The sequence below is a fragment of the Gudongella oleilytica genome (genome assembly GCF_004101785.1).
Lineage (GTDB): Bacteria > Bacillota > Clostridia > Tissierellales > Tissierellaceae > Gudongella > Gudongella oleilytica.
The window spans coordinates 2,268,045-2,285,760 of sequence record NZ_CP035130.1 but is presented as its reverse complement, the minus strand read 5'-3'; the positions used below and the strand labels follow the sequence as shown (position 1 = coordinate 2,285,760).

Below are 17,716 nucleotides of genomic sequence, written 5' to 3'. Positions count from 1 at the left end.
TATATTTGAAAGCCTCGCTGAGTTTGCGAGGCTTTTAGTTTTGACAGGCGCTTGAATGGGTAGAAATAATGGAATGAATCAATATTGGAGTTGAGGCTATGACTAATTGGTTGTTATCTCTTGCGTTAAAGGACAACAGGGACTATGGCAACAGGCATGTAAGGCTGAAGGTGGGATATCTTGCAGGCACTGTGGGGATAGTTATCAACCTCATCCTTGCTTTGACAAAGCTTTCTATAGGAATACTTATATCCTCTATCGGCGTTATTGCTGACGGGGTCAACAATCTTACGGACTCAGCCTCCTCGGTTGTCACATTGCTTGGATTCAAGCTTTCAAGTATACCGGCTGATAAGGAACACCCTTACGGGCATGGAAGGATGGAGTATGTTTCCGCACTGATAGTAGCTTTTATGGTTATTTTGGTGGGACTTCAGTTTATCAGATCCTCCTACGAAAGGATAATCGATCCTGAACCAGTTGAATTTCAGCTTATCCCTTTTATAATTTTAGGTATTTCCATTCTCTTCAAGGTATGGTTGAGCATATTCAACAGGGATCTTGGAAATAAAATCAACTCATCAGGTCTCAAGGCGACGGCTACGGATGCACTTGGAGATGTGCTGATAACCTCTGTAGTGGTACTTTCAATCGTAGCAGGTCAGTTTACAGACCTCCCAGTTGATGGAATTGTTGGGCTTGTTGTTTCGCTTTTCATAATATATGCAGGATATTCCTTGGTAAGGGAAACTGTAAGTCCTCTATTGGGGGAGGCACCTCCTGAGGAAATTACTGACGCAATTTATGACGATATCATGACCTATGATTTTATCACAGGTGCTCATGACTTGATCGTTCATTCATATGGTGCAGGAAGGTCTATGGCTACGATTGACGTTGAGTTCCCTGGCAATATCGACGCTGTCACTATCCATGAGGTCATTGATAAAGCTGAAAGAGAAATCGGTGAGAGATATGACCTTACTCTCGTTATCCATATGGACCCCCTTGGAACCGAGACTAAGGAGAGGTATGAGCTTAGAAATAGAGTAAAAAGGATAATCCAGGAGGATGAAAGGGTCAAGTCTATCCATGACTTTCATATTTCAGGCTATGAGGAGGCAACCCTTATCGAGTTTCACGCAGTAGTAAGGGCTGGTATGCTTGAAAAGGGGAAGACTCATGAGGAAGTTCGAAAAGAGCTGGAAAATCTCATAGAGAGTGAAATCGAAGATACAAAATGCAGAATTATACTTGATATTGACTTTTAGCATAGGAGATGAATCATGGACAAAAACAGGCAAATAAAATTGATAACAGATTTAATCAGAAGCGGTGAGAAAGTGGTTGAGGATTTCAAGCTGGGGGTTGAGATAGAACACTTCGTAATTTGGAAGGATACCTTTAAAACAGTATCTTATTATGGAGATGCTGGCGTTGAATCCACCTTGAAGGATCTCATGAGTGGCGGTTGGGAGGGTAGATATGAGGGCGATTATCTTCTGGCGCTCGAGAAGGATGACCTAAGCCTGACCCTTGAGCCTGGGAGTCAGCTTGAGATAAGCATCGGAGCAAAGAAAAGGATAGAAGATATCGAGAAAAGCTATCTTGGGTTTTTGGAGGAGCTGCTGCCTGTTTTGGAGAAGAAAGGACAGCTATTGGTTTCACTGGGGTACCATCCGGTTACCAGGATCGAGGAGATAAAACTGCTTCCTAAGAAGCGTTATGACCTGATGTTTGAGCACTTCAAGAAGAAGGGCTCTCACGCCCACAACATGATGAAAGGGACCGGAGCATTTCAGGTATCAATTGATTACTCAAATGAATTGGACTACTCCAGGAAGTTCAGGGTGTTGAATGCTCTTGCTCCTGTCTTTTATGGACTCTTTGAAAATGCTCTTTTCTTTGAGGGTGAGCCATGTAAAACACATAATCTCAGAGCCTATGTTTGGATGAATTGTGATAATGAAAGGGCTGGTACAGTAGAGGAAGCGTTGGAGGATGATTTCTCTTACGCGGGGTACGCCGGATATCTGCTTGAAAGACCCCCAATTTTCACAATTAGAGGTGGGAAAATAATACCTACTGGCGAAGCCAGGATATCGGATATCCTGGATCCAGATTCTACAAGTACTGAAGAGCTTGAGCATCTCATGACTATGTTTTTCCCGGATGCGAGAACAAAGAGGTATATTGAGATAAGGATGATGGACTCGATACCCTATCCACTGAATTTAGCTGCTGTAGCTCTCGTAAAGGGTCTATTCTACAGCGAATCCAATCTTAATGAGCTGTACGATTTCTCAAAGACCATAAAGGCAGAGGATGTAGTCGCTTCGAAGCTGGAGCTACTTGAAAAAGGTATGGAAGCAAGGCTAAATGGCAGGACGATCCTTGATATAGGTAAATGGATGACGCAGATGTCAAAAAGTGTCCTGAATAACGAAGCTGTATACATCGAGCCTTTGGAAAGGCTTTTGGAGGAGGGAAAGAATCCATACCTTCTTACTAAGGAGCTGTATAAAGAAGGAGACAGGAGAAATGCAATAGATTGGGCAATTCTCAGGAGGTGATTTTTTGAAGGGTACCGACATCAACAGAAGCTACCATGAGAAGGTCTTAAGAAACCAAGGATCCTATCTTGAGGATTACAAGGAGACTGTTAAGCGAGTTGCGGATTCCAACGCTAAATACAAAGGTAAGCCGGTTCCTTTTCTTTTCAACCCGATGTTTTTCACACCAGAGGAAGAGGAGTATTTCAAAGGAATCGTAAAAGGGATAATCATCATTGGAAATAAGGTAACGGATAGGTTCATAGAGGATCCGGAGTATAGAAAAAGCTTTGGGTATCCCAGGTTCATAGAAGATATGATCCTGAGGGAGAATAAATACGGGATCCATGCGCCCATCGGAAGATTCGACATATTTTTCAATGATATTGGAGATTATAAACTTTGTGAGCTAAATACCGACGGCTCTTCGGCTATGAACGAGGACAATACTCTGGCAAGGATTTTACTTGAATCAAAGGCTTTGAAGGAATTTGGGGAAGAATATTTCCTAATAAACAGAGAGCTTATTGATTCCTGGGTCAGGGAAAGCCTTAAGCTGTATAGAAGGTGGAAGGGCAGGGATCACGACCCTAACGTGGCTATAGTTGATTTCACTGAAAGCGGCACTTTGGCAGAATTTGTTGAGTTTCAAAGGGCTTATGAAAGACTTGGACTTCAATGCATCATAGTAGATCCACGGGAGCTTGTGTTTAGAGAAGGAGAGCTCTTCAAAGAGGATTACAAAATTGATCTGGTATACAGAAGGATAGTGACTTTTGAGTTGATCCAAAAAGCTGAAGAGATACCTGATTTTATTGAAGCCTATATGGCGGATGCCATGTGTACTATTGGTACAATTAGAAGCCAGATCATCCATAATAAGCTTTACTTCAAGAAGCTCCACGACGAAGATACTCAAGAGTTTTTAACTGAAGAGGAAAGAAAATTCATCAAGGAGCATATCCCGTTTACAGGAGTTCTGGGCGGAGAAGAGAGTATTCTAAGTGAGGTGATAGAGAACAAGAATAATTACATCATTAAGCCAATGGATATGAATGCATCACAAGGTGTCTTTGTCGGAAAGGATCAAAGCCAGGAGTCCTGGGAAAGGGTCGTAAGAGTGGCTTTCGACAGGGACTATCTCTTCCAGGAGTTTGTCGACCCTCCAAAAAGGAGTTTTCTTGTGGCTAATGAATCCGGATTTTCAACTGAAGAGTTTAAGGCAATAGTAGGGTTATTCTCATACAACGAAAGTTATTCAGGGTTATACACTAGACTTAGTAAGGATAATATAATCTCAGGTGTAACCAATTACTTTACAGCACCTAACATAATTGCACACAGGAAATAGCAAAGGACCGTTTTATACGGTCCTTTGCCCAGCCATGGAGGGCTTCAATGATTATGCTCCTCGCAGAAGGAGCCGCCAGTACTCAAATTTCCAGTTACATAATCTGTTGCTACCTTATATATGGGGCCTGAAGCTCCAGATACAACTTCAATTCCATGATTATTAAAAAGATTAGCGGCACTCTGTCCCATGCCTCCGGCAATTATAGTTTTTACTCCTTGCTCATGAAGAAAGTTGGGTAAAAATCCCGGTTGGTGACCTGGATTAGGGATCGTTTTCCACTCTCCTACCTCACCATCCTTTATATAGAAACACTCAAATGCCTGACAGTGGCCAAAATGAGCAGCAACCTTCTTGTTGTCTGATGCTATAGCTATCAACATTAGTTATCCCCCTCGTTTAGTATTTTCATTGATCTTTCCATTATTTTAATAATTGAATCCCTCGCTGGTCCATCCTTATCTGCAAGGGTTTTACCTTGGTTTATCAGGGAAGATGCATCCTTGTCAAAGGGTATAGTTCCAACGAATGGAATTCCATTTTCGCTGCAATATGAAATTATCTTTTCGGTATTTTCCAAATGCAGGTCGAACTTATTAACACATACAGCAACCTTTGCCGGGAAGCCCTCGGATGTTTTTATGATTCTCTCCATATCACTGAATCCAGATATTGTGGGTTCTGATACCAATATCACAAGATCAACACCGCTTATGGAAGCGATTACTGGGCAACCGATCCCTGGAGAACCATCGATAATTGCAATATCGGCATTCTTTGAGTTTACGTAAAGATGTTTTTTGACCTCTGTTACCAGCAGCCCTGAATTCCCGCTTCCCATTTTCAACTCGGCAGTTGAGAATACATGCCCATTTTTATAGAGGCTCAAATGACCAATAACCCTTGGAACCATTTCAATTGCATCTGACGGACAAACCAATGTACAGACTTTGCATCCCTCACAAGCATGGTCGTTTACTATATAGCCGTTGATATTTGTGATTGCATCAAATCTGCAGTTTTGTCTGCATAGATCACAAGATATGCACTTTGCAGGATCTATGTAGGCAGCAGGTAATCCCAAGAAATCTGATTTCAGAGGCTCGTTTTCTTCTTCCATTACAAGATGAAGATTTGGTGCATCTACATCACAGTCTGCATATGCTTTTGCATCCAGAAGTCTTATAAGCGCACTGGAAAGAGTCGTTTTTCCCGTTCCACCCTTACCGCTGAGTATAAGTATTTTTTTCATTTTGCACCTCCTGACTGATTCTTTCAAGAAGCGCGGCAAAGGACTCACTTAATTCTTTATCCTTCTCTACTACAAGCGATCCCTCTGCGATATAATCGCTTATGTCTTTCCTCCATGGTATATCAAGCAGTATGGGGACATTATTATCCATACAGTATATTCTTGAAGGGTCCTCTTCACCGTTTGTCTTATTTAATACCGCACCACATGGCTTGTTAAAGACCTTCGTCAGTTCATGGACCATTCTCAGGTTATGTGCTCCAAAAGTAGTTGGCTCTGCCACTAAAACGCAATAGTCTGCATCTTCGATAGAATCCATAACGATACAAGCGCTTCCCGGAGGGCTGTCAATTATGGCAGTTTCATAGCCTGATGGGATCGTAGTCATCATTTTCTTGATTATGCTTGTTCCGGATTCCTCTCCCGGATTAAGTATTCCAGTATAAACATCGACATTATCGTAATGTCTTCTCTCGATTTTTCCAATATTTTTGTTGTATTCTTCAATTGCATTTTGCGGGCAGATTACTTTACATCCTCCACATGAATGGCATATCTTGTCGAAGACCTTGACTCTACCTGAAATAAGCGCCAAGGCGTTAAAAGCACAAAAATCGACACATTTCCTGCAGTAATCGCATAAATCGAGGTTTACTTCAGGCATTGGCAGATCAACGTCAAAAGCTTCTAAAACCGGTCCTTTAAGGAACAGATGGCCGTTTGGCTCCTCAACGTCACAGTCAAGATAAACAGCTCTATTAGCAATTTTTGCCAAATTTGAAGCGACAAGGGTCTTACCAGTGCCTCCTTTGCCGCTTAGTACTGCAATTTTCAAATTAGTGTCCATGGTATCCCTTATGGATGCTTGATAAGAGAGTTAAACGGCCATCCTTAAGAAGCTTGATATTTTCCATAAGCGTTCCATCTTCGCATTTATATATTTGGATATTTGCTGCGTTAAGAACCGCAGCAGCATTTTCTCCAAGCTGCGGAGTTATTACTATTTCTGCTTTACTGTCTACTACTAGTTGGGCTGCCTTAACACCTGCACCCCCTTGGCTGTTTGCGGCATCGTTTGAAATAAATTCATAATTTTCATTGGAATCATCATATATGAAATAATATTGAGTTCTTCCAAAGTTATTGCTCACAGGGCCGTTGATATCCTTAACTTCTGCAGGTATTCCAATGCGCATCCCTTAATCCTCCTGTGATTCATATTTTGAGAGTGCTTCCTTTGCTGCTTTGAGCTCTTCCTCCAGGAAACTGACCTCGTCTCTTAAATAAGCCTTATCATCTTCCTCTGTGTAAGGGTAAGGGCCATAACCCCAGAACCTATTTCTTCCAAGACCTCTTCCAAAACCAGCTCCTCTACCAAATCCAAATCCTCTGCCCATACCCATACCAAAGCCGACTCCTCTTCCTGTCCCAGGTACAGCTGGTCTGGCACAATAACCCATTCCTCTTCCGGTCATTGCTCCACGGCCCATAGGACCTGTCATATCAAAACGTGGCATAAAAATCCCTCCTTTTAATTGATAACTATTATCTATTATTATTATACACCTAAATGGACATATGTCAATTATTAATTAAGATATGGAATAAGCAGTTGAATATGGCAATAATGCTGGCAATGTTGTATACTTAAGTTGAAATTATTGCAGAATTATAATAAAATAAGCTGTATTTGCACATTATGCAGTGATCAGTGGAAAGAAAAGAAGAGGTGTGACTATGAAGGCCATGATAGTAGGTGCAGGGAAGCTGGGAGCTAAGCTTGCAGAATTCTTTGTCGCTGAGAATATCGACGTCACGGTAATGGACAGCAATACAAAGGTCCTTGAGAGGTTGAACGAGCACCTTGACGTGCTGACAGTAACTGCAAACGGAATCGATATAAAAATGATGAGAGAACTGAACATTGAAGAATATGATCTGTTAGTCGGGACGACTGAAAATGATGAAACAAACACGCTTATTTGTACTCTCGCCAAGAAACTGGGGTGCAAGCAGACGATTGCGAGGATAAGAAACCCTGAGTATATGCAGCAGATCGATTTCATCAAAGCAGAGCTTGGGATCGATCACATAGTCAACCCAGATCTTGCGACCGCACTGGCCATGGAAAAATACCTTATGAAAAGCTACAGTTTTTATACTGACGAGTTCGCCAGCGGCAAGGTGCAGCTCATAGACTTCAATATAGGAGATCACAAGGAATTCATAGATAAAAAGATCATGGATATCGAGGGGTTGGACGCCCTTCTTATAGCCGCCGTTACAAGAAACGGGGAAATATTGATCCCAAATGGCTCCACTGTATTGAAAACCGATGATGTGATCCACATAATCGGCAACACAAAGGAGATCGAGCGCTTCAGTCACAGACTTGGAGAGGACTATAAGCGCAAGCTTGTCAGTAGCGTTATGATACTCGGTGGAGGTAATGTTGGCTACTACCTTGCTCAAAGACTGGCCAAGAACAAGATCCAGGTTACTCTTATAGAACAGGATAAGGAGAGATGTCAGGAGCTTTCTGAGATACTGGACAATGTCCTTATAATCCACGGAGACGGTACTGACATTCATCTTCTTGAGGAAGAAAACCTGTCATCCATGGATGCTTTTGTAGGGGCTACAGGCTTTGACGAAGAAAACCTGCTTATGGCATTGATGGCTAAGCAATCAGGGGTTGGAAAGGCAATAGCGAAGATAAGCAGATCCAACTACATCAAGATAATTGACAGGATCAGCATAGATGCTGCTATAAATCCTGTATATATAACTGCAAGCAGTATATTGAAGTACATAAGAGGAGGCAAGGTTGTTTCCGTTTCTCTACTTCTTGGTGGAAATGCTGAAGCCACCGAAATAATTATTGAGAAGGATCTGCCTGTCGTAGGGAAAATGATCAAGGAGCTTGCCATACCCAAGGGCTTGATCATAGGAGCTATCGTAAGAGGAAATGACGTCATCATACCAAAGGGAAATACTGTGATAAAAGGAAATGACAGGATAGTGGTATTCTGTCTTTCTGAGAACCTTGACGGCTTAAAGATGTTCTTCAAGGAACACAAGGGAGGATTTTTGAGTGAATTATGGAATCGTGCTAAGAATTCTGGGCAGCCTGCTGATCATTGAAGCAGGCTTGATGCTACCCTCATATTTCATAGCAATTTTTACTGATGGTCCCGATAAAACTCCATTTCTGTTGACTATCCTTCTGACTGCTGCAATTGGGTTAGCTTTGTCAGTTAGGTTTAGAAGGGTAAAGTCTATTACGGCTAAGGATGGACTTGCAATCGTAACCTTTGGCTGGCTTGCTGCTTCTGCTATGGGGGCTCTGCCACTATATCTGACTGGAGTAGCAGGTTATGTTGATTCCTTATTTGAAATAGTATCCGGATTTACAACTACCGGAGCAACTATCTTCAGTGAAATTGAATCACTTCCACAGGGGATCCTGTTCTGGAGATCATTTACCCACTGGATCGGTGGTATGGGGATTCTTGTTTTTACTCTTGCATTTCTGCCTGCTTTAGGGATAGGAGGATTTCAGATATACAAGGCTGAATCGCCAGGGCCTGTCGCAGGAAAGATAGCCCCGAGACTTAAGGATACCGCAAAAATCTTATATATAACCTATATCACAATTACTCTTTCTGAGGTTGTGCTTTTGATGTTCGGAGGCATGTCGATGTTTGACTCGTTTGTACATACCTTTGGAACAGTGGGCACAGGTGGATTTTCATCGAGAAATCTGAGTATTGGTGCCTATGACAGCAGCTATATCCATATAGTTATCGCATTATTCATGGTTGCTTCAGGGGTCAATTTTTCACTTTACTACTCATTTTTCAGGGGAAAGGCGACAGATCTCTTTAAGGACGAGGAGTTCAGACTGTATCTTAAAATAATCGGGATTTCGTCAATTGCAATAGCCATAGATCTATGGCTGGTCAGCTATCATAATCTTTGGTATTCACTTAGAGATGCATTTTTTCAGGTATCATCGATCATTACCACTACGGGATATGCAACCTCAGACTTCGATCTTTGGCCGACCTTCAGCAAGGGAATACTTTTTATCCTTATGTTCGTTGGAGCCAGCGCAGGCTCTACCGGAGGTGGGATGAAGGTAATAAGAATTCTCGTCATGCTGAAGCTCATCAAGCGAGAGATTGGAAAGCTATTCCATCCACGTGCGGTTATGCCAATAAAAATAAACAATAAGATCATGTCCAACGAAACGATAGCAAGGATCAATAGTTTCCTGGCACTTTATCTGGTGCTTTTCATGTTTTCGACTTTGATGGTGTCATTGGAGCAGGTCGATCTGATAACATCAGCATCGACAGTCGCAGCTACTCTTGGGAATATCGGACCGGGGCTTGAATTAGTTGGACCAACACTAAACTATGAGTTCTATTCAATACCGACAAAGCTTTGGCTCTCAGCGCTGATGCTTTTGGGAAGACTGGAGCTGTTTACAATAATTGCGCTTATTGCTCCTAAAAATTGGAGAATAGATGTTTAATCGAACAAATGTTTGATTGATATTTTTGATTATGGTATAATCACCTCAAGAAAACCTGTCTTGAGGTGTTTTTTATGGATGCATTAAGAAAGCTTGAAATTCTTGCCGATGCGGCAAAATATGACGTATCCTGCTCCTCCAGTGGAAGCAACAGGCAAAACAAAAAGGGAGGGCTTGGCAATGCAAGTGCAGCGGGAATATGTCACAGTTGGACAGATGATGGAAGGTGCATTTCTCTTTTAAAGATCCTCATGTCCAACAGCTGCATCTACGACTGCGCATATTGCGTGAACAGGTCCTCAAACGACCTCCCAAGAGCTACCTTCACTCCAGAGGAGGTTGCAGACATCACCATTAACTTTTATAAACGGAATTACATCGAGGGCTTATTTCTAAGTTCGGCAGTGGTAAAAAGCCCAGATCATACCATGGAGCAATTCATAGAGATACTTAAGAAGCTTAGGGATGTCGAGAATTTCAATGGTTATATCCATTTAAAGGCTATCCCGGGTGCAGATAAAAAGCTCCTTGATAAAGCGGGGAGTTATGCGGACAGAATGAGTGTCAACATTGAGCTTCCAACTGAGGACGGATTAAGGATGCTGGCACCCCAAAAGAAACAAAATGAGATCCTGGGCCCAATGAATGACATTAAACAGGGAATGCTTCAGTCAATTGAGGAGCGAAAGATTTTCAGGAACTCGCCGAAATTTGTCCCTGCAGGACAAACTACACAATTGATCGTTGGAGCAACCAAGGATTCTGATTACAGAATACTCAAGCTTTCAGAAGGTCTTTACAATGACTTTCAGTTAAAAAGAGTCTACTATTCTGCATTTGTTCCGGTTTCAACCAACCCTTTGCTGCCACGAATCTCAAGCCCACCCCTGGTAAGGGAGAACAGACTTTACCAGGCTGACTGGTTGTTAAGATTCTATGGCTTCAATTCCGACGAGCTGTTAAGTGAGGATAAGCCTGATTTTGACCTGTTGCTTGATCCAAAATGTGACTGGGCTCTGAGAAACATCGACAAATTCCCTATAGAGATAAACAGGGCAGAGTATCACATGCTGCTTAGAGTACCTGGAATCGGCGTAAAATCAGCTCAAAGGATAGTATCGAGCAGGAGATTCTGCCAGCTTGACTTTGATGACCTGAAAAAGCTTGGGGTCGTGTTAAAAAGAGCAAAGTATTTCATCACCTGCAAGGGAATACATTCGGGTATCAAATCGATGGAGCCCGTGAATATTCGAGCCAATATCCTTGGAGACAGCAGCAAGAAAGATCCAAGACAGTTGTCACTATTTGACCTTGAAGGAGGCATGGGAAATGATCTCAAAATTGAGCTACCTGTATGATGGCTCATTTGAAGGGTTGCTTACTGCAGTTTGGGAAGCATATTATGCAAAGGAGGATCCTTCAGAGATAATTTGGGAAGGTGTAAGTCATCCGAATCTTCTATCCTCGACCAAAATGATATATACTGATGCAAATAAAGCTGATAGGGTATACAGGGCAGTAGAGGAGAAAATATCCCATGCAGCTCTCAGAAGGATTTTTTACATCTATTTATCTGGGGAACCTGAAAGTGGTATAATAGTTTTGAACTACCTGAGAATTGGCTTTAGGCTTGGAGCAGCTGTGGACGACTATCACGCTGAGCCGACAGTGCTTAAGTCAGAAAAGCTTTATAACAAGGTTGCAATGGAAAAACACAGGCAGGCAGGGCTTATTAGGTTCAAACGGTTGGAGAGCGGAGTATTCTACTCAAAAATTGATCCCGACCATAATGTGATTGCTCTTCTGGCACCCCATTTTGCTGCCAGGATGCCATCTGAGTATTGGATATTACACGATGCTGGAAGGGGAATAGCAGTTTTTTACGACAAGAATGATTGGGTGGTAAGAAATCTCGAGACTCCGGAGGATATCGTCCTCAAGGAGGAGGAAGAGACTTATCAGGAAATGTGGAAGGCTTATTACAGGCATCTGTCCATAGAAAGCAGAAAAAACATGAGCCTTAAGAAGAGAATGATGCCGGTTAGGTATTGGAAGAACTTAATTGAAGAGGGGATTGAACTATGGAGCTAACAAGACCTGCCTGGCTTCAGATAGACCTGGACAGGCTTCACTACAATTTTAGAGAGATAAGGAAAGTCGTTCCTGAAGGCTCTGAAATCATGGCTGTGCTTAAGGCTGACGCTTACGGTCATGGGGCAATCAAGATCGCAAGAGAGCTGCTTAGCCTTGGCGTAACAAGGTTTGGTGTTGCTACGTTATCAGAAGCTCTTGAACTTCGAAAGCGCCTTCCTCATGCCCAGATACTTGTGATGGGGTACACACCTGAGTATCTTTATGAAACCGCCATTGAGCATGGGATAAGAACTGCAGTATACCTTCAGGAACAGGCAGAGCAGCTATCAAAGATTGCAGCCAGGCTTAATAGAGATGCGATAATACACTTAAAGATAGAAACAGGTATGAATCGCCTGGGATTCCTTCCAAACGAGGATTCAATGATGAGCATTTTGAAGATAAGAGAAATGGACAACATCATAGTTGAGGGTATATTTACCCATTTCCCTGCAGCTGACGACGATCTGGAATATACCGGAAATTCCATGAGGAAATTTGAAAGCTTCACAAGGCAACTGGAGGACAAAGGCTTTAATATACCTATTAAACACGTCAACAACAGCGCTGCGATAATGAATCTTCCTGAATATAGTCTGGACATGGTTAGAGCGGGTATCATTTTGTATGGGGTTTATCCATTTCCGGAGGCGAACAAGGATTTTCTTCCACTTGAGAGCTGCCTAAGTCTTAGAGCGCAGATATCTCATGTAAAGGACCTGGAAGCAGGAGAAAGGATCGGCTATGGACTTACCTATACTGCTCAATCAAGAATTAAAGTCGCAACTCTTCCTGTCGGCTATGCGGATGGCTGGAGCAGAGAGCTAAGCAACAAAGGATCTGTGCTGATAGGCGGTAAGCGAGCTCCAATCATAGGCAGAGTATGCATGGATCAGCTGATGGTTGATGTTACAGGAATCGATGCTGAAAGAGGAGAAGAGGCGGTTCTTATGGGTCGCCAGGGTAATGAGGAAATTACAATCGAGGAGATAGCCGGACTTATTGGACAGATACCAGCTGCCGTAATGTGCATGCTTTCAAGAAGACTTCCCAGGGTATACACCAAGGAGAACAGACCCCCTGAAGTTGTAGATTATCTTATAGATTAGCCGGAGGAAGCGATGAAAGAGATATTCAAGAATAGCTGGCAGGAGATTCTCCTTCCTGAGATGGAGAAGCCATATTATAAAAAGCTCCGCCAGTTCCTGATAGAGGAATACAAGACTAATACAATATATCCTGACATGTACAGCATTTTCAATGCACTGCATTATACTGATTATAATGATGTAAAGGCTGTGATACTTGGTCAGGACCCATACCATGGGCCAAATCAGGCACATGGACTGAGCTTCAGTGTAAAAAGGGGCGTTCCCGCTCCACCATCCCTTGTAAACATATACAAGGAGATGCAGGATGATCTGGGTTTTCCCATACCAAACCACGGATGTCTTGAAAAGTGGGCAAGAGAAGGTGTTCTTCTCCTAAATACTGTCTTAACGGTTCGAAAGGGTGAGGCCAATTCTCACCGCGATAAGGGGTGGGAACAATTCACCGATCATATTATCAGGCTCCTGAATGAAAGAGATAAGCCGATTGTTTTCATCCTCTGGGGAACACCTGCGATCCGTAAGGAATCAATGATAGACCAGACAAGGCATTATGTCATAAAATCACCCCACCCCAGTCCGCTTTCTGCATATAGAGGGTTTTTCGGATCAAAGCCGTTTTCACGAGCTAATCATTTCCTTGAGGATAACGGAGTTGGGCCGATAGACTGGAGACTTGACGAAGATGGAGGAGAGAGTCGATGAATTATCCAAATATAATAGTCAAAAGAACTGAAATCGCAGGGATACCATCAATTTTAATGAGACCCAAAGAGAAGCAGGGAAAGTACCCCACGGTTATCTTTTACCATGGATGGACATCCAATAAGGATGCTCAGAGCTTCAGGGGATTTATATTGGCCAGCCTGGGATACCAGGTGCTTCTTCCGGATTCAATTTTTCACGGAGATAGAGGAAGGATTGATTATTGGGCCAAAGAGAACGCAGGTGTGTTCTGGGAGGTAGTTTTTAAGAATCTCGAGGAATCGGAACAACTGATAGATGGTCTTATAAGATCCTACGATGCGGATGAAAATCGGATAGCCCTTTCAGGACACTCAATGGGTGGCTTTACTTCTACCGGTATATTTGCCATAAATAAATTACCAAAAACGCTTGTTGTCCTCAATGGTTCAGGATCCTGGCAGAAAAGCAATGATATCTTAGTCCAGACATTGGGTATAGAGAAAGCTGAGCGATTCATTGAGATCGATAAAAAAGTCATCGAACTTGATCCGATGAAAAAGCTTGATAATCTTAAGGATAGGCCGATCCTGATCCTTCACGGAGAGGACGACACCGTGGTTGATATAGGCCCGCAGAGGGAGTTTTATGAGACTCTGAAAAAACAATATATAAGGCAGGATCATATAATGATGTCAACATACAAACAGCTTAACCACTTCGTAACCACAAATATGATGGAGGAGATGGGCAGCTGGCTTGAAAAATATCTATAGGGAGGTAGTTGGATGAAAAAACCTGTAATAGGTCTTACGACACAGCAGGATGTAATGGTAGGAAAGAAAATAACCAGGATAAATCAATGCTACATCGACGCAGTAATTAAGGCTGGAGGAGTACCACTCCTTATCCCGGTCCATGGAGATGACTACATGAGCGAAGACTATATACAGGCTTTGGATGGGATCATTTTCACTGGAGGCGAGGACATATGGCCACATTACTTCGGTGAAGAGCCTATGAAGGAAGTAAATGTAATAAGCCACGACAGAGACAAGACAGAGTGGGGGTTGTTTAAGAAAGCCTATGAGTCTGGACTGCCAATATTCGGCATATGCAGAGGTCTCCAGCTTGCAAACGTGGCTTTGGGAGGTACTCTGTACCAGGACATATTCAAGCAGGTCCCAAATGTGGGAGGTCATGTATGTGGCTATAACACTGAGGAAGGCTACCACTCTATCGAGCTTGAGGAAAAGAGTATACTCCATGAGGTTTTTGGAGAGAAGAGAATATTTGTAAATTCAGAGCACCATCAGGCGATAAAGGATCTTGGAAGGGGATTGAGGGTAACAGCAAAGGCTGCAGACGGAATAATCGAGGCGATTGAATCAGTGAACGATAAGTTTTTGATGGCAGTACAGTTCCATCCTGAGGCCATGGCACAAAAGCACGATGAATACGTGAGTCTTTTCAAGAGATTTGTCGAGCATTGCAGTAAATAAAGAAAATTTGGCCATTAACCAATAATGGCTTGGATAAGGAAATACAGCGATATTATGTTCAACACTAATAAAAAGGGCAGTCCAATACGGAAACTGGCCTTTTTTGTTTTGTGTGAGAAAAGCTTCATGCCAAGGATAGCTCCTGCTGCACCTCCGAGTAACGCTGTCAGGAAGAGCCTGGACTCAGGTATCCTCCAGCCGTGGTTAAGTGCAAGTCTTTTATCTCGCCAGAACAGGAAGAAGGAGTACAAATTGACAAAAATTAAACAAATAATTATGATTACAAATGGACTGCCCTTATTCAAAATCATCACCTCATAAGAAAATTATACAATACAAAAAAATTAAGTCCAGATTTCCCGCCATTTTCAGCATAGAAGACTTTCAATATGTCAATTGACAATGGTATTTAATTATTATAACCTTAAAGGGTATATAATTTTCCAAAAATTAAGTTTTATCATCATAAAATTAACAATACAGGGGGAAGAAACATGGAGTTTAGCTTTGATATGAATAAAAATGCCAAGGCGATCCAGGAGTTCAAGAGCTTTCTGGACCAGAAGAAAAAGGCTCCCGGTCCTTTGATGCCGGCTTTGCAGCATGCACAGGACGTTTTCGGGTACCTTCCAAAGGAGATACTGCAGCTTATTTCAAAAAGACTTCAGATACCATTGGCTGAGATATATGGAGTAGCGACCTTTTATTCACAGTTTACTTTTATTCCAAAGGGAGAGAATAAAATCAGTGTGTGCCTTGGGACTGCCTGCTATGTAAAGGGAGCTGAGAGCATTCTTGAGGAAATCGAAAATCAGCTTGGTATCAAATCAGGCCAAACTACTCCAGACCAAAGATTCTCGATCTCATCAGCCAGATGCGTCGGAGACTGCAGCATAGCTCCTGTAATACTTGTAAATGAAGAGGTATATGCTAAGGTCAAAAAGGACGACATCAAGACTATATTGGGAAAATTTATGTAAGGGGTGATTACGATGATGACATTGGGAAAAATGGATATTATTAGGGAAAATCTGAAGGCCCCTATCATTGACAAACTCCTTGGGGAAGAGAAGGTAGTCATAAACGGTGATGATGTTGTCCTAAAGGGGAAATTCTATGAAAAGCAGCTTAGGATAGCACTAAAGAACTGCGATATAATTGATCCTACCAATATAGAGGAATATATAGCATTCGGTGGCTACAGAGCACTGTATAAGGCATTGACATCCATGGAGCCGGGAGAGGTTGTCGAAGAGATCAAGGCATCACTTCTGAGAGGAAGAGGAGGAGCAGGATTCCCTACAGGTAAGAAGTGGGAGGAAGCTTACAAATATCAAGCCGACAAGAAATATATGATTTGCAATGCCGACGAGGGAGATCCGGGAGCTTTTATGGACAGGTCTATCCTTGAAAAGGATCCGCACTCCGTTCTTGAAGGTATGGCACTGGGAGGATATGCCATCGGGTCAGATCAAGGCTACATATACGTTAGGGCGGAGTATCCAATGGCAGTCAAACGACTTGAGATTGCCATAGCTCAGGCGAAAGAATACGGATTGCTTGGAGAGGATATATTTGGAACTGGATTCAACTTCGATATAGAGCTAAGACTTGGTTCAGGAGCATTTGTATGCGGTGAGGGCACCGCCCTTATGGAGTCCATTGAGGGTAGAAGAGGCATGCCAAGACCTAAGCTTCACAGAACTGCCCATGTTGGCCTTTGGGGAAAGCCCACAATAATAAACAACGTCGAGACCCTGGCCAATGTTCCCATAATAATCGACAAGGGAGCTCCATGGTTCAGAAGTATAGGTACTGAGGAGTCACCTGGCACAAAGGTATTTGCTCTTGTAGGCAAGGTCGAGAATTCTGGGCTTGTAGAGGTACCAATGGGTATGACCTTAAGAGAGATCATTTTTGACATAGGCGGGGGTGCGGCTAACGGCAGGAAATATAAAGCCGTTCAAACTGGAGGTCCGTCGGGTGGCTGTATCCCTGCTGATCTTATTGATACACCTGTTGATTATGAATCACTTGGCAAGATATGGTCGATCATGGGATCCGGTGGAATGGTCGTGATGGACGAGGACACCTGTATGGTTGACATAGCGAAGTTTTTCCTCGATTTCAGCGTCGAGGAATCCTGTGGCAAATGCGTACCGTGCAGAGAGGGCACAAAGAGACTATATGAAATACTTGATAAGATAACGAAAGGCGAGGGTGAGGAAGGAGATATCGAAAAGCTTGAGAAGCTTTGCGAGACAGTAACCTCCACTTCTCTCTGCGGTTTGGGACAAACTGCACCGAACCCCGTAATTACAACTTTGAAGTACTACAGGGACGAGTACGAAGCACATATAAGGGATAAGAAATGTCCGGCAAAGAGCTGTAAGGCACTTATTACCTTCCTCATAGAGGATTCCTGCATCGGATGTACAAGATGTGCGAAGGCTTGCCCGGTTGGAGCAATAACAGGCAAGGTGAAGGAGCGGCACGTGATCGACCAAACCCTGTGTATCAAGTGCGGAGCATGCCATGACATATGTCCTGTTAAGCCGATCAAGGCAGTATCAATAAGTTAGTACTGGAGGCT

Annotated in this window: 19 protein-coding genes; 13 read left to right on the top strand and 6 right to left on the bottom strand. The window is 42.8% G+C overall.

Features of this window, described 5'->3' with window-relative positions:
- The first annotated feature begins 98 nt into the window (after positions 1 to 98).
- Genes EC328_RS11065 through EC328_RS11055 form a run of 3 tightly spaced genes read left to right on the top strand, consistent with a single transcriptional unit; the run spans position 99 to position 3,903 of the window.
- Positions 99 to 1,271, top strand: coding sequence for a cation diffusion facilitator family transporter (locus EC328_RS11065; RefSeq protein WP_128426849.1), 1,173 nt, complete (start codon positions 99 to 101; stop codon positions 1,269 to 1,271).
- A gap of 15 nt (positions 1,272 to 1,286) precedes the next feature.
- Positions 1,287 to 2,573, top strand: coding sequence for a glutamate--cysteine ligase (locus EC328_RS11060; RefSeq protein WP_128426848.1), 1,287 nt, complete (start codon positions 1,287 to 1,289; stop codon positions 2,571 to 2,573).
- Positions 2,574 to 2,577: 4 nt separating this feature from the next.
- Entirely contained in the window at positions 2,578 to 3,903 is a 1,326-nt protein-coding gene (locus tag EC328_RS11055; RefSeq protein ID WP_128426847.1) for a glutathionylspermidine synthase family protein, read from the top strand.
- Positions 3,904 to 3,947: 44 nt separating this feature from the next.
- Here EC328_RS11055 and EC328_RS11050 read toward each other — a convergent pair whose 3' ends face one another.
- Genes EC328_RS11050 through EC328_RS11030 form a run of 5 tightly spaced genes read right to left on the bottom strand, consistent with a single transcriptional unit; the run spans position 3,948 to position 6,672 of the window.
- The gene (locus EC328_RS11050) at positions 3,948 to 4,286 is read right to left on the bottom strand and encodes a NifB/NifX family molybdenum-iron cluster-binding protein (RefSeq protein WP_128426846.1); all 339 of its coding nucleotides are present in this window, start codon (positions 4,284 to 4,286) and stop codon (positions 3,948 to 3,950) included.
- Positions 4,286 to 5,155, bottom strand: coding sequence for an ATP-binding protein (locus EC328_RS11045; RefSeq protein WP_128426845.1), 870 nt, complete (start codon positions 5,153 to 5,155; stop codon positions 4,286 to 4,288). Before EC328_RS11045 ends, EC328_RS11050 begins: the two co-directional genes overlap by 1 nt.
- Complete coding sequence (locus tag EC328_RS11040) at positions 5,127 to 6,002, bottom strand: nucleotide-binding protein (RefSeq protein ID WP_206363868.1); 876 nt, start codon at positions 6,000 to 6,002, stop codon at positions 5,127 to 5,129. The genes EC328_RS11045 and EC328_RS11040 overlap by 29 nt, the downstream gene beginning before the upstream one ends.
- Positions 5,992 to 6,351 (bottom strand): NifB/NifX family molybdenum-iron cluster-binding protein, encoded by a 360-nt coding sequence (locus tag EC328_RS11035; RefSeq protein WP_128426844.1) that lies wholly within the window; start codon positions 6,349 to 6,351, stop codon positions 5,992 to 5,994. Before EC328_RS11035 ends, EC328_RS11040 begins: the two co-directional genes overlap by 11 nt.
- Positions 6,352 to 6,354: 3 nt before the next feature.
- Complete coding sequence (locus tag EC328_RS11030) at positions 6,355 to 6,672, bottom strand: DUF5320 domain-containing protein (RefSeq protein WP_128426843.1); 318 nt, start codon at positions 6,670 to 6,672, stop codon at positions 6,355 to 6,357.
- A gap of 220 nt (positions 6,673 to 6,892) precedes the next feature.
- On the opposite strand from EC328_RS11030, the gene trkA reads away from it, so the two are divergent.
- From trkA to EC328_RS10990, 8 genes are all read left to right on the top strand, one after another.
- Positions 6,893 to 8,299 carry a Trk system potassium transporter TrkA gene (gene trkA, locus EC328_RS11025; protein ID WP_128426842.1) on the top strand — a complete coding sequence of 469 codons (1,407 nt, stop codon included), beginning with the start codon at positions 6,893 to 6,895 and terminating at the stop codon, positions 8,297 to 8,299.
- Positions 8,250 to 9,695, top strand: coding sequence for a TrkH family potassium uptake protein (locus tag EC328_RS11020; RefSeq protein WP_128426841.1), 1,446 nt, complete (start codon positions 8,250 to 8,252; stop codon positions 9,693 to 9,695). Before trkA ends, EC328_RS11020 begins: the two co-directional genes overlap by 50 nt.
- 74 nt (positions 9,696 to 9,769) lie before the next feature.
- A complete protein-coding gene (locus EC328_RS11015) occupies positions 9,770 to 11,053 on the top strand; it encodes a putative DNA modification/repair radical SAM protein (protein WP_128426840.1) in 1,284 nt (427 codons plus the stop codon).
- A complete protein-coding gene (locus tag EC328_RS11010; protein WP_128426839.1) occupies positions 11,025 to 11,786 on the top strand; it encodes a TIGR03915 family putative DNA repair protein in 762 nt (253 codons plus the stop codon). The genes EC328_RS11015 and EC328_RS11010 overlap by 29 nt, the downstream gene beginning before the upstream one ends.
- Complete coding sequence (alr, locus tag EC328_RS11005; RefSeq protein ID WP_128426838.1) at positions 11,777 to 12,937, top strand: alanine racemase; 1,161 nt, start codon at positions 11,777 to 11,779, stop codon at positions 12,935 to 12,937. Before EC328_RS11010 ends, alr begins: the two co-directional genes overlap by 10 nt.
- A 12-nt stretch (positions 12,938 to 12,949) precedes the next feature.
- A complete protein-coding gene (locus EC328_RS11000; RefSeq protein ID WP_128426837.1) occupies positions 12,950 to 13,642 on the top strand; it encodes a uracil-DNA glycosylase in 693 nt (230 codons plus the stop codon).
- The gene (locus tag EC328_RS10995; RefSeq protein WP_128426836.1) at positions 13,639 to 14,397 is read left to right on the top strand and encodes an alpha/beta hydrolase family protein; all 759 of its coding nucleotides are present in this window, start codon (positions 13,639 to 13,641) and stop codon (positions 14,395 to 14,397) included. The genes EC328_RS11000 and EC328_RS10995 overlap by 4 nt, the downstream gene beginning before the upstream one ends.
- Before the next feature lie 12 nt (positions 14,398 to 14,409).
- Positions 14,410 to 15,123, top strand: a complete 714-nt coding sequence (locus EC328_RS10990; RefSeq protein WP_128426835.1) for a gamma-glutamyl-gamma-aminobutyrate hydrolase family protein — start codon at positions 14,410 to 14,412, stop codon at positions 15,121 to 15,123.
- 14 nt (positions 15,124 to 15,137) lie between these two features.
- Here the strand turns inward: EC328_RS10990 and EC328_RS11955 are convergent, their stop codons facing one another.
- Positions 15,138 to 15,434, bottom strand: coding sequence for a DUF1294 domain-containing protein (locus EC328_RS11955; protein WP_128426834.1), 297 nt, complete (start codon positions 15,432 to 15,434; stop codon positions 15,138 to 15,140).
- 183 nt (positions 15,435 to 15,617) lie between these two features.
- On the opposite strand from EC328_RS11955, the gene nuoE reads away from it, so the two are divergent.
- Positions 15,618 to 16,103, top strand: a complete 486-nt coding sequence (gene nuoE, locus EC328_RS11775) for an NADH-quinone oxidoreductase subunit NuoE (RefSeq protein WP_240671492.1) — start codon at positions 15,618 to 15,620, stop codon at positions 16,101 to 16,103.
- 12 nt (positions 16,104 to 16,115) lie between these two features.
- Entirely contained in the window at positions 16,116 to 17,705 is a 1,590-nt protein-coding gene (locus EC328_RS10980) for an NADH-ubiquinone oxidoreductase-F iron-sulfur binding region domain-containing protein (protein ID WP_407057863.1), read from the top strand.
- Positions 17,706 to 17,716: the final 11 nt, after the last annotated feature.

Excerpts from the sequence above, each read along its gene's own strand:
- EC328_RS10980 (WP_407057863.1), top strand. The coding sequence starts at position 16,116 with ATGATGACATTGGGAAAAATGGATATTATTAGGGAAAATCTGAAGGCC.
- EC328_RS11060 (WP_128426848.1), top strand. The coding sequence starts at position 1,287 with ATGGACAAAAACAGGCAAATAAAATTGATAACAGATTTAATCAGAAGC.
- EC328_RS11035 (WP_128426844.1), bottom strand. The coding sequence starts at position 6,351 with ATGCGCATTGGAATACCTGCAGAAGTTAAGGATATCAACGGCCCTGTG.
- alr (WP_128426838.1), top strand. The coding sequence starts at position 11,777 with ATGGAGCTAACAAGACCTGCCTGGCTTCAGATAGACCTGGACAGGCTT.
- EC328_RS11045 (WP_128426845.1), bottom strand. The coding sequence starts at position 5,155 with ATGAAAAAAATACTTATACTCAGCGGTAAGGGTGGAACGGGAAAAACG.
- EC328_RS11050 (WP_128426846.1), bottom strand. The coding sequence starts at position 4,286 with ATGTTGATAGCTATAGCATCAGACAACAAGAAGGTTGCTGCTCATTTT.
- EC328_RS11065 (WP_128426849.1), top strand. The coding sequence starts at position 99 with ATGACTAATTGGTTGTTATCTCTTGCGTTAAAGGACAACAGGGACTAT.
- EC328_RS10990 (WP_128426835.1), top strand. The coding sequence starts at position 14,410 with ATGAAAAAACCTGTAATAGGTCTTACGACACAGCAGGATGTAATGGTA.
- EC328_RS11000 (WP_128426837.1), top strand. The coding sequence starts at position 12,950 with ATGAAAGAGATATTCAAGAATAGCTGGCAGGAGATTCTCCTTCCTGAG.
- EC328_RS11010 (WP_128426839.1), top strand. The coding sequence starts at position 11,025 with ATGATCTCAAAATTGAGCTACCTGTATGATGGCTCATTTGAAGGGTTG.
- EC328_RS11015 (WP_128426840.1), top strand. The coding sequence starts at position 9,770 with ATGGATGCATTAAGAAAGCTTGAAATTCTTGCCGATGCGGCAAAATAT.
- EC328_RS11955 (WP_128426834.1), bottom strand. The coding sequence starts at position 15,434 with ATGATTTTGAATAAGGGCAGTCCATTTGTAATCATAATTATTTGTTTA.
- EC328_RS11030 (WP_128426843.1), bottom strand. The coding sequence starts at position 6,672 with ATGCCACGTTTTGATATGACAGGTCCTATGGGCCGTGGAGCAATGACC.
- EC328_RS11040 (WP_206363868.1), bottom strand. The coding sequence starts at position 6,002 with ATGGACACTAATTTGAAAATTGCAGTACTAAGCGGCAAAGGAGGCACT.
- nuoE (WP_240671492.1), top strand. The coding sequence starts at position 15,618 with ATGGAGTTTAGCTTTGATATGAATAAAAATGCCAAGGCGATCCAGGAG.
- EC328_RS10995 (WP_128426836.1), top strand. The coding sequence starts at position 13,639 with ATGAATTATCCAAATATAATAGTCAAAAGAACTGAAATCGCAGGGATA.
- trkA (WP_128426842.1), top strand. The coding sequence starts at position 6,893 with ATGAAGGCCATGATAGTAGGTGCAGGGAAGCTGGGAGCTAAGCTTGCA.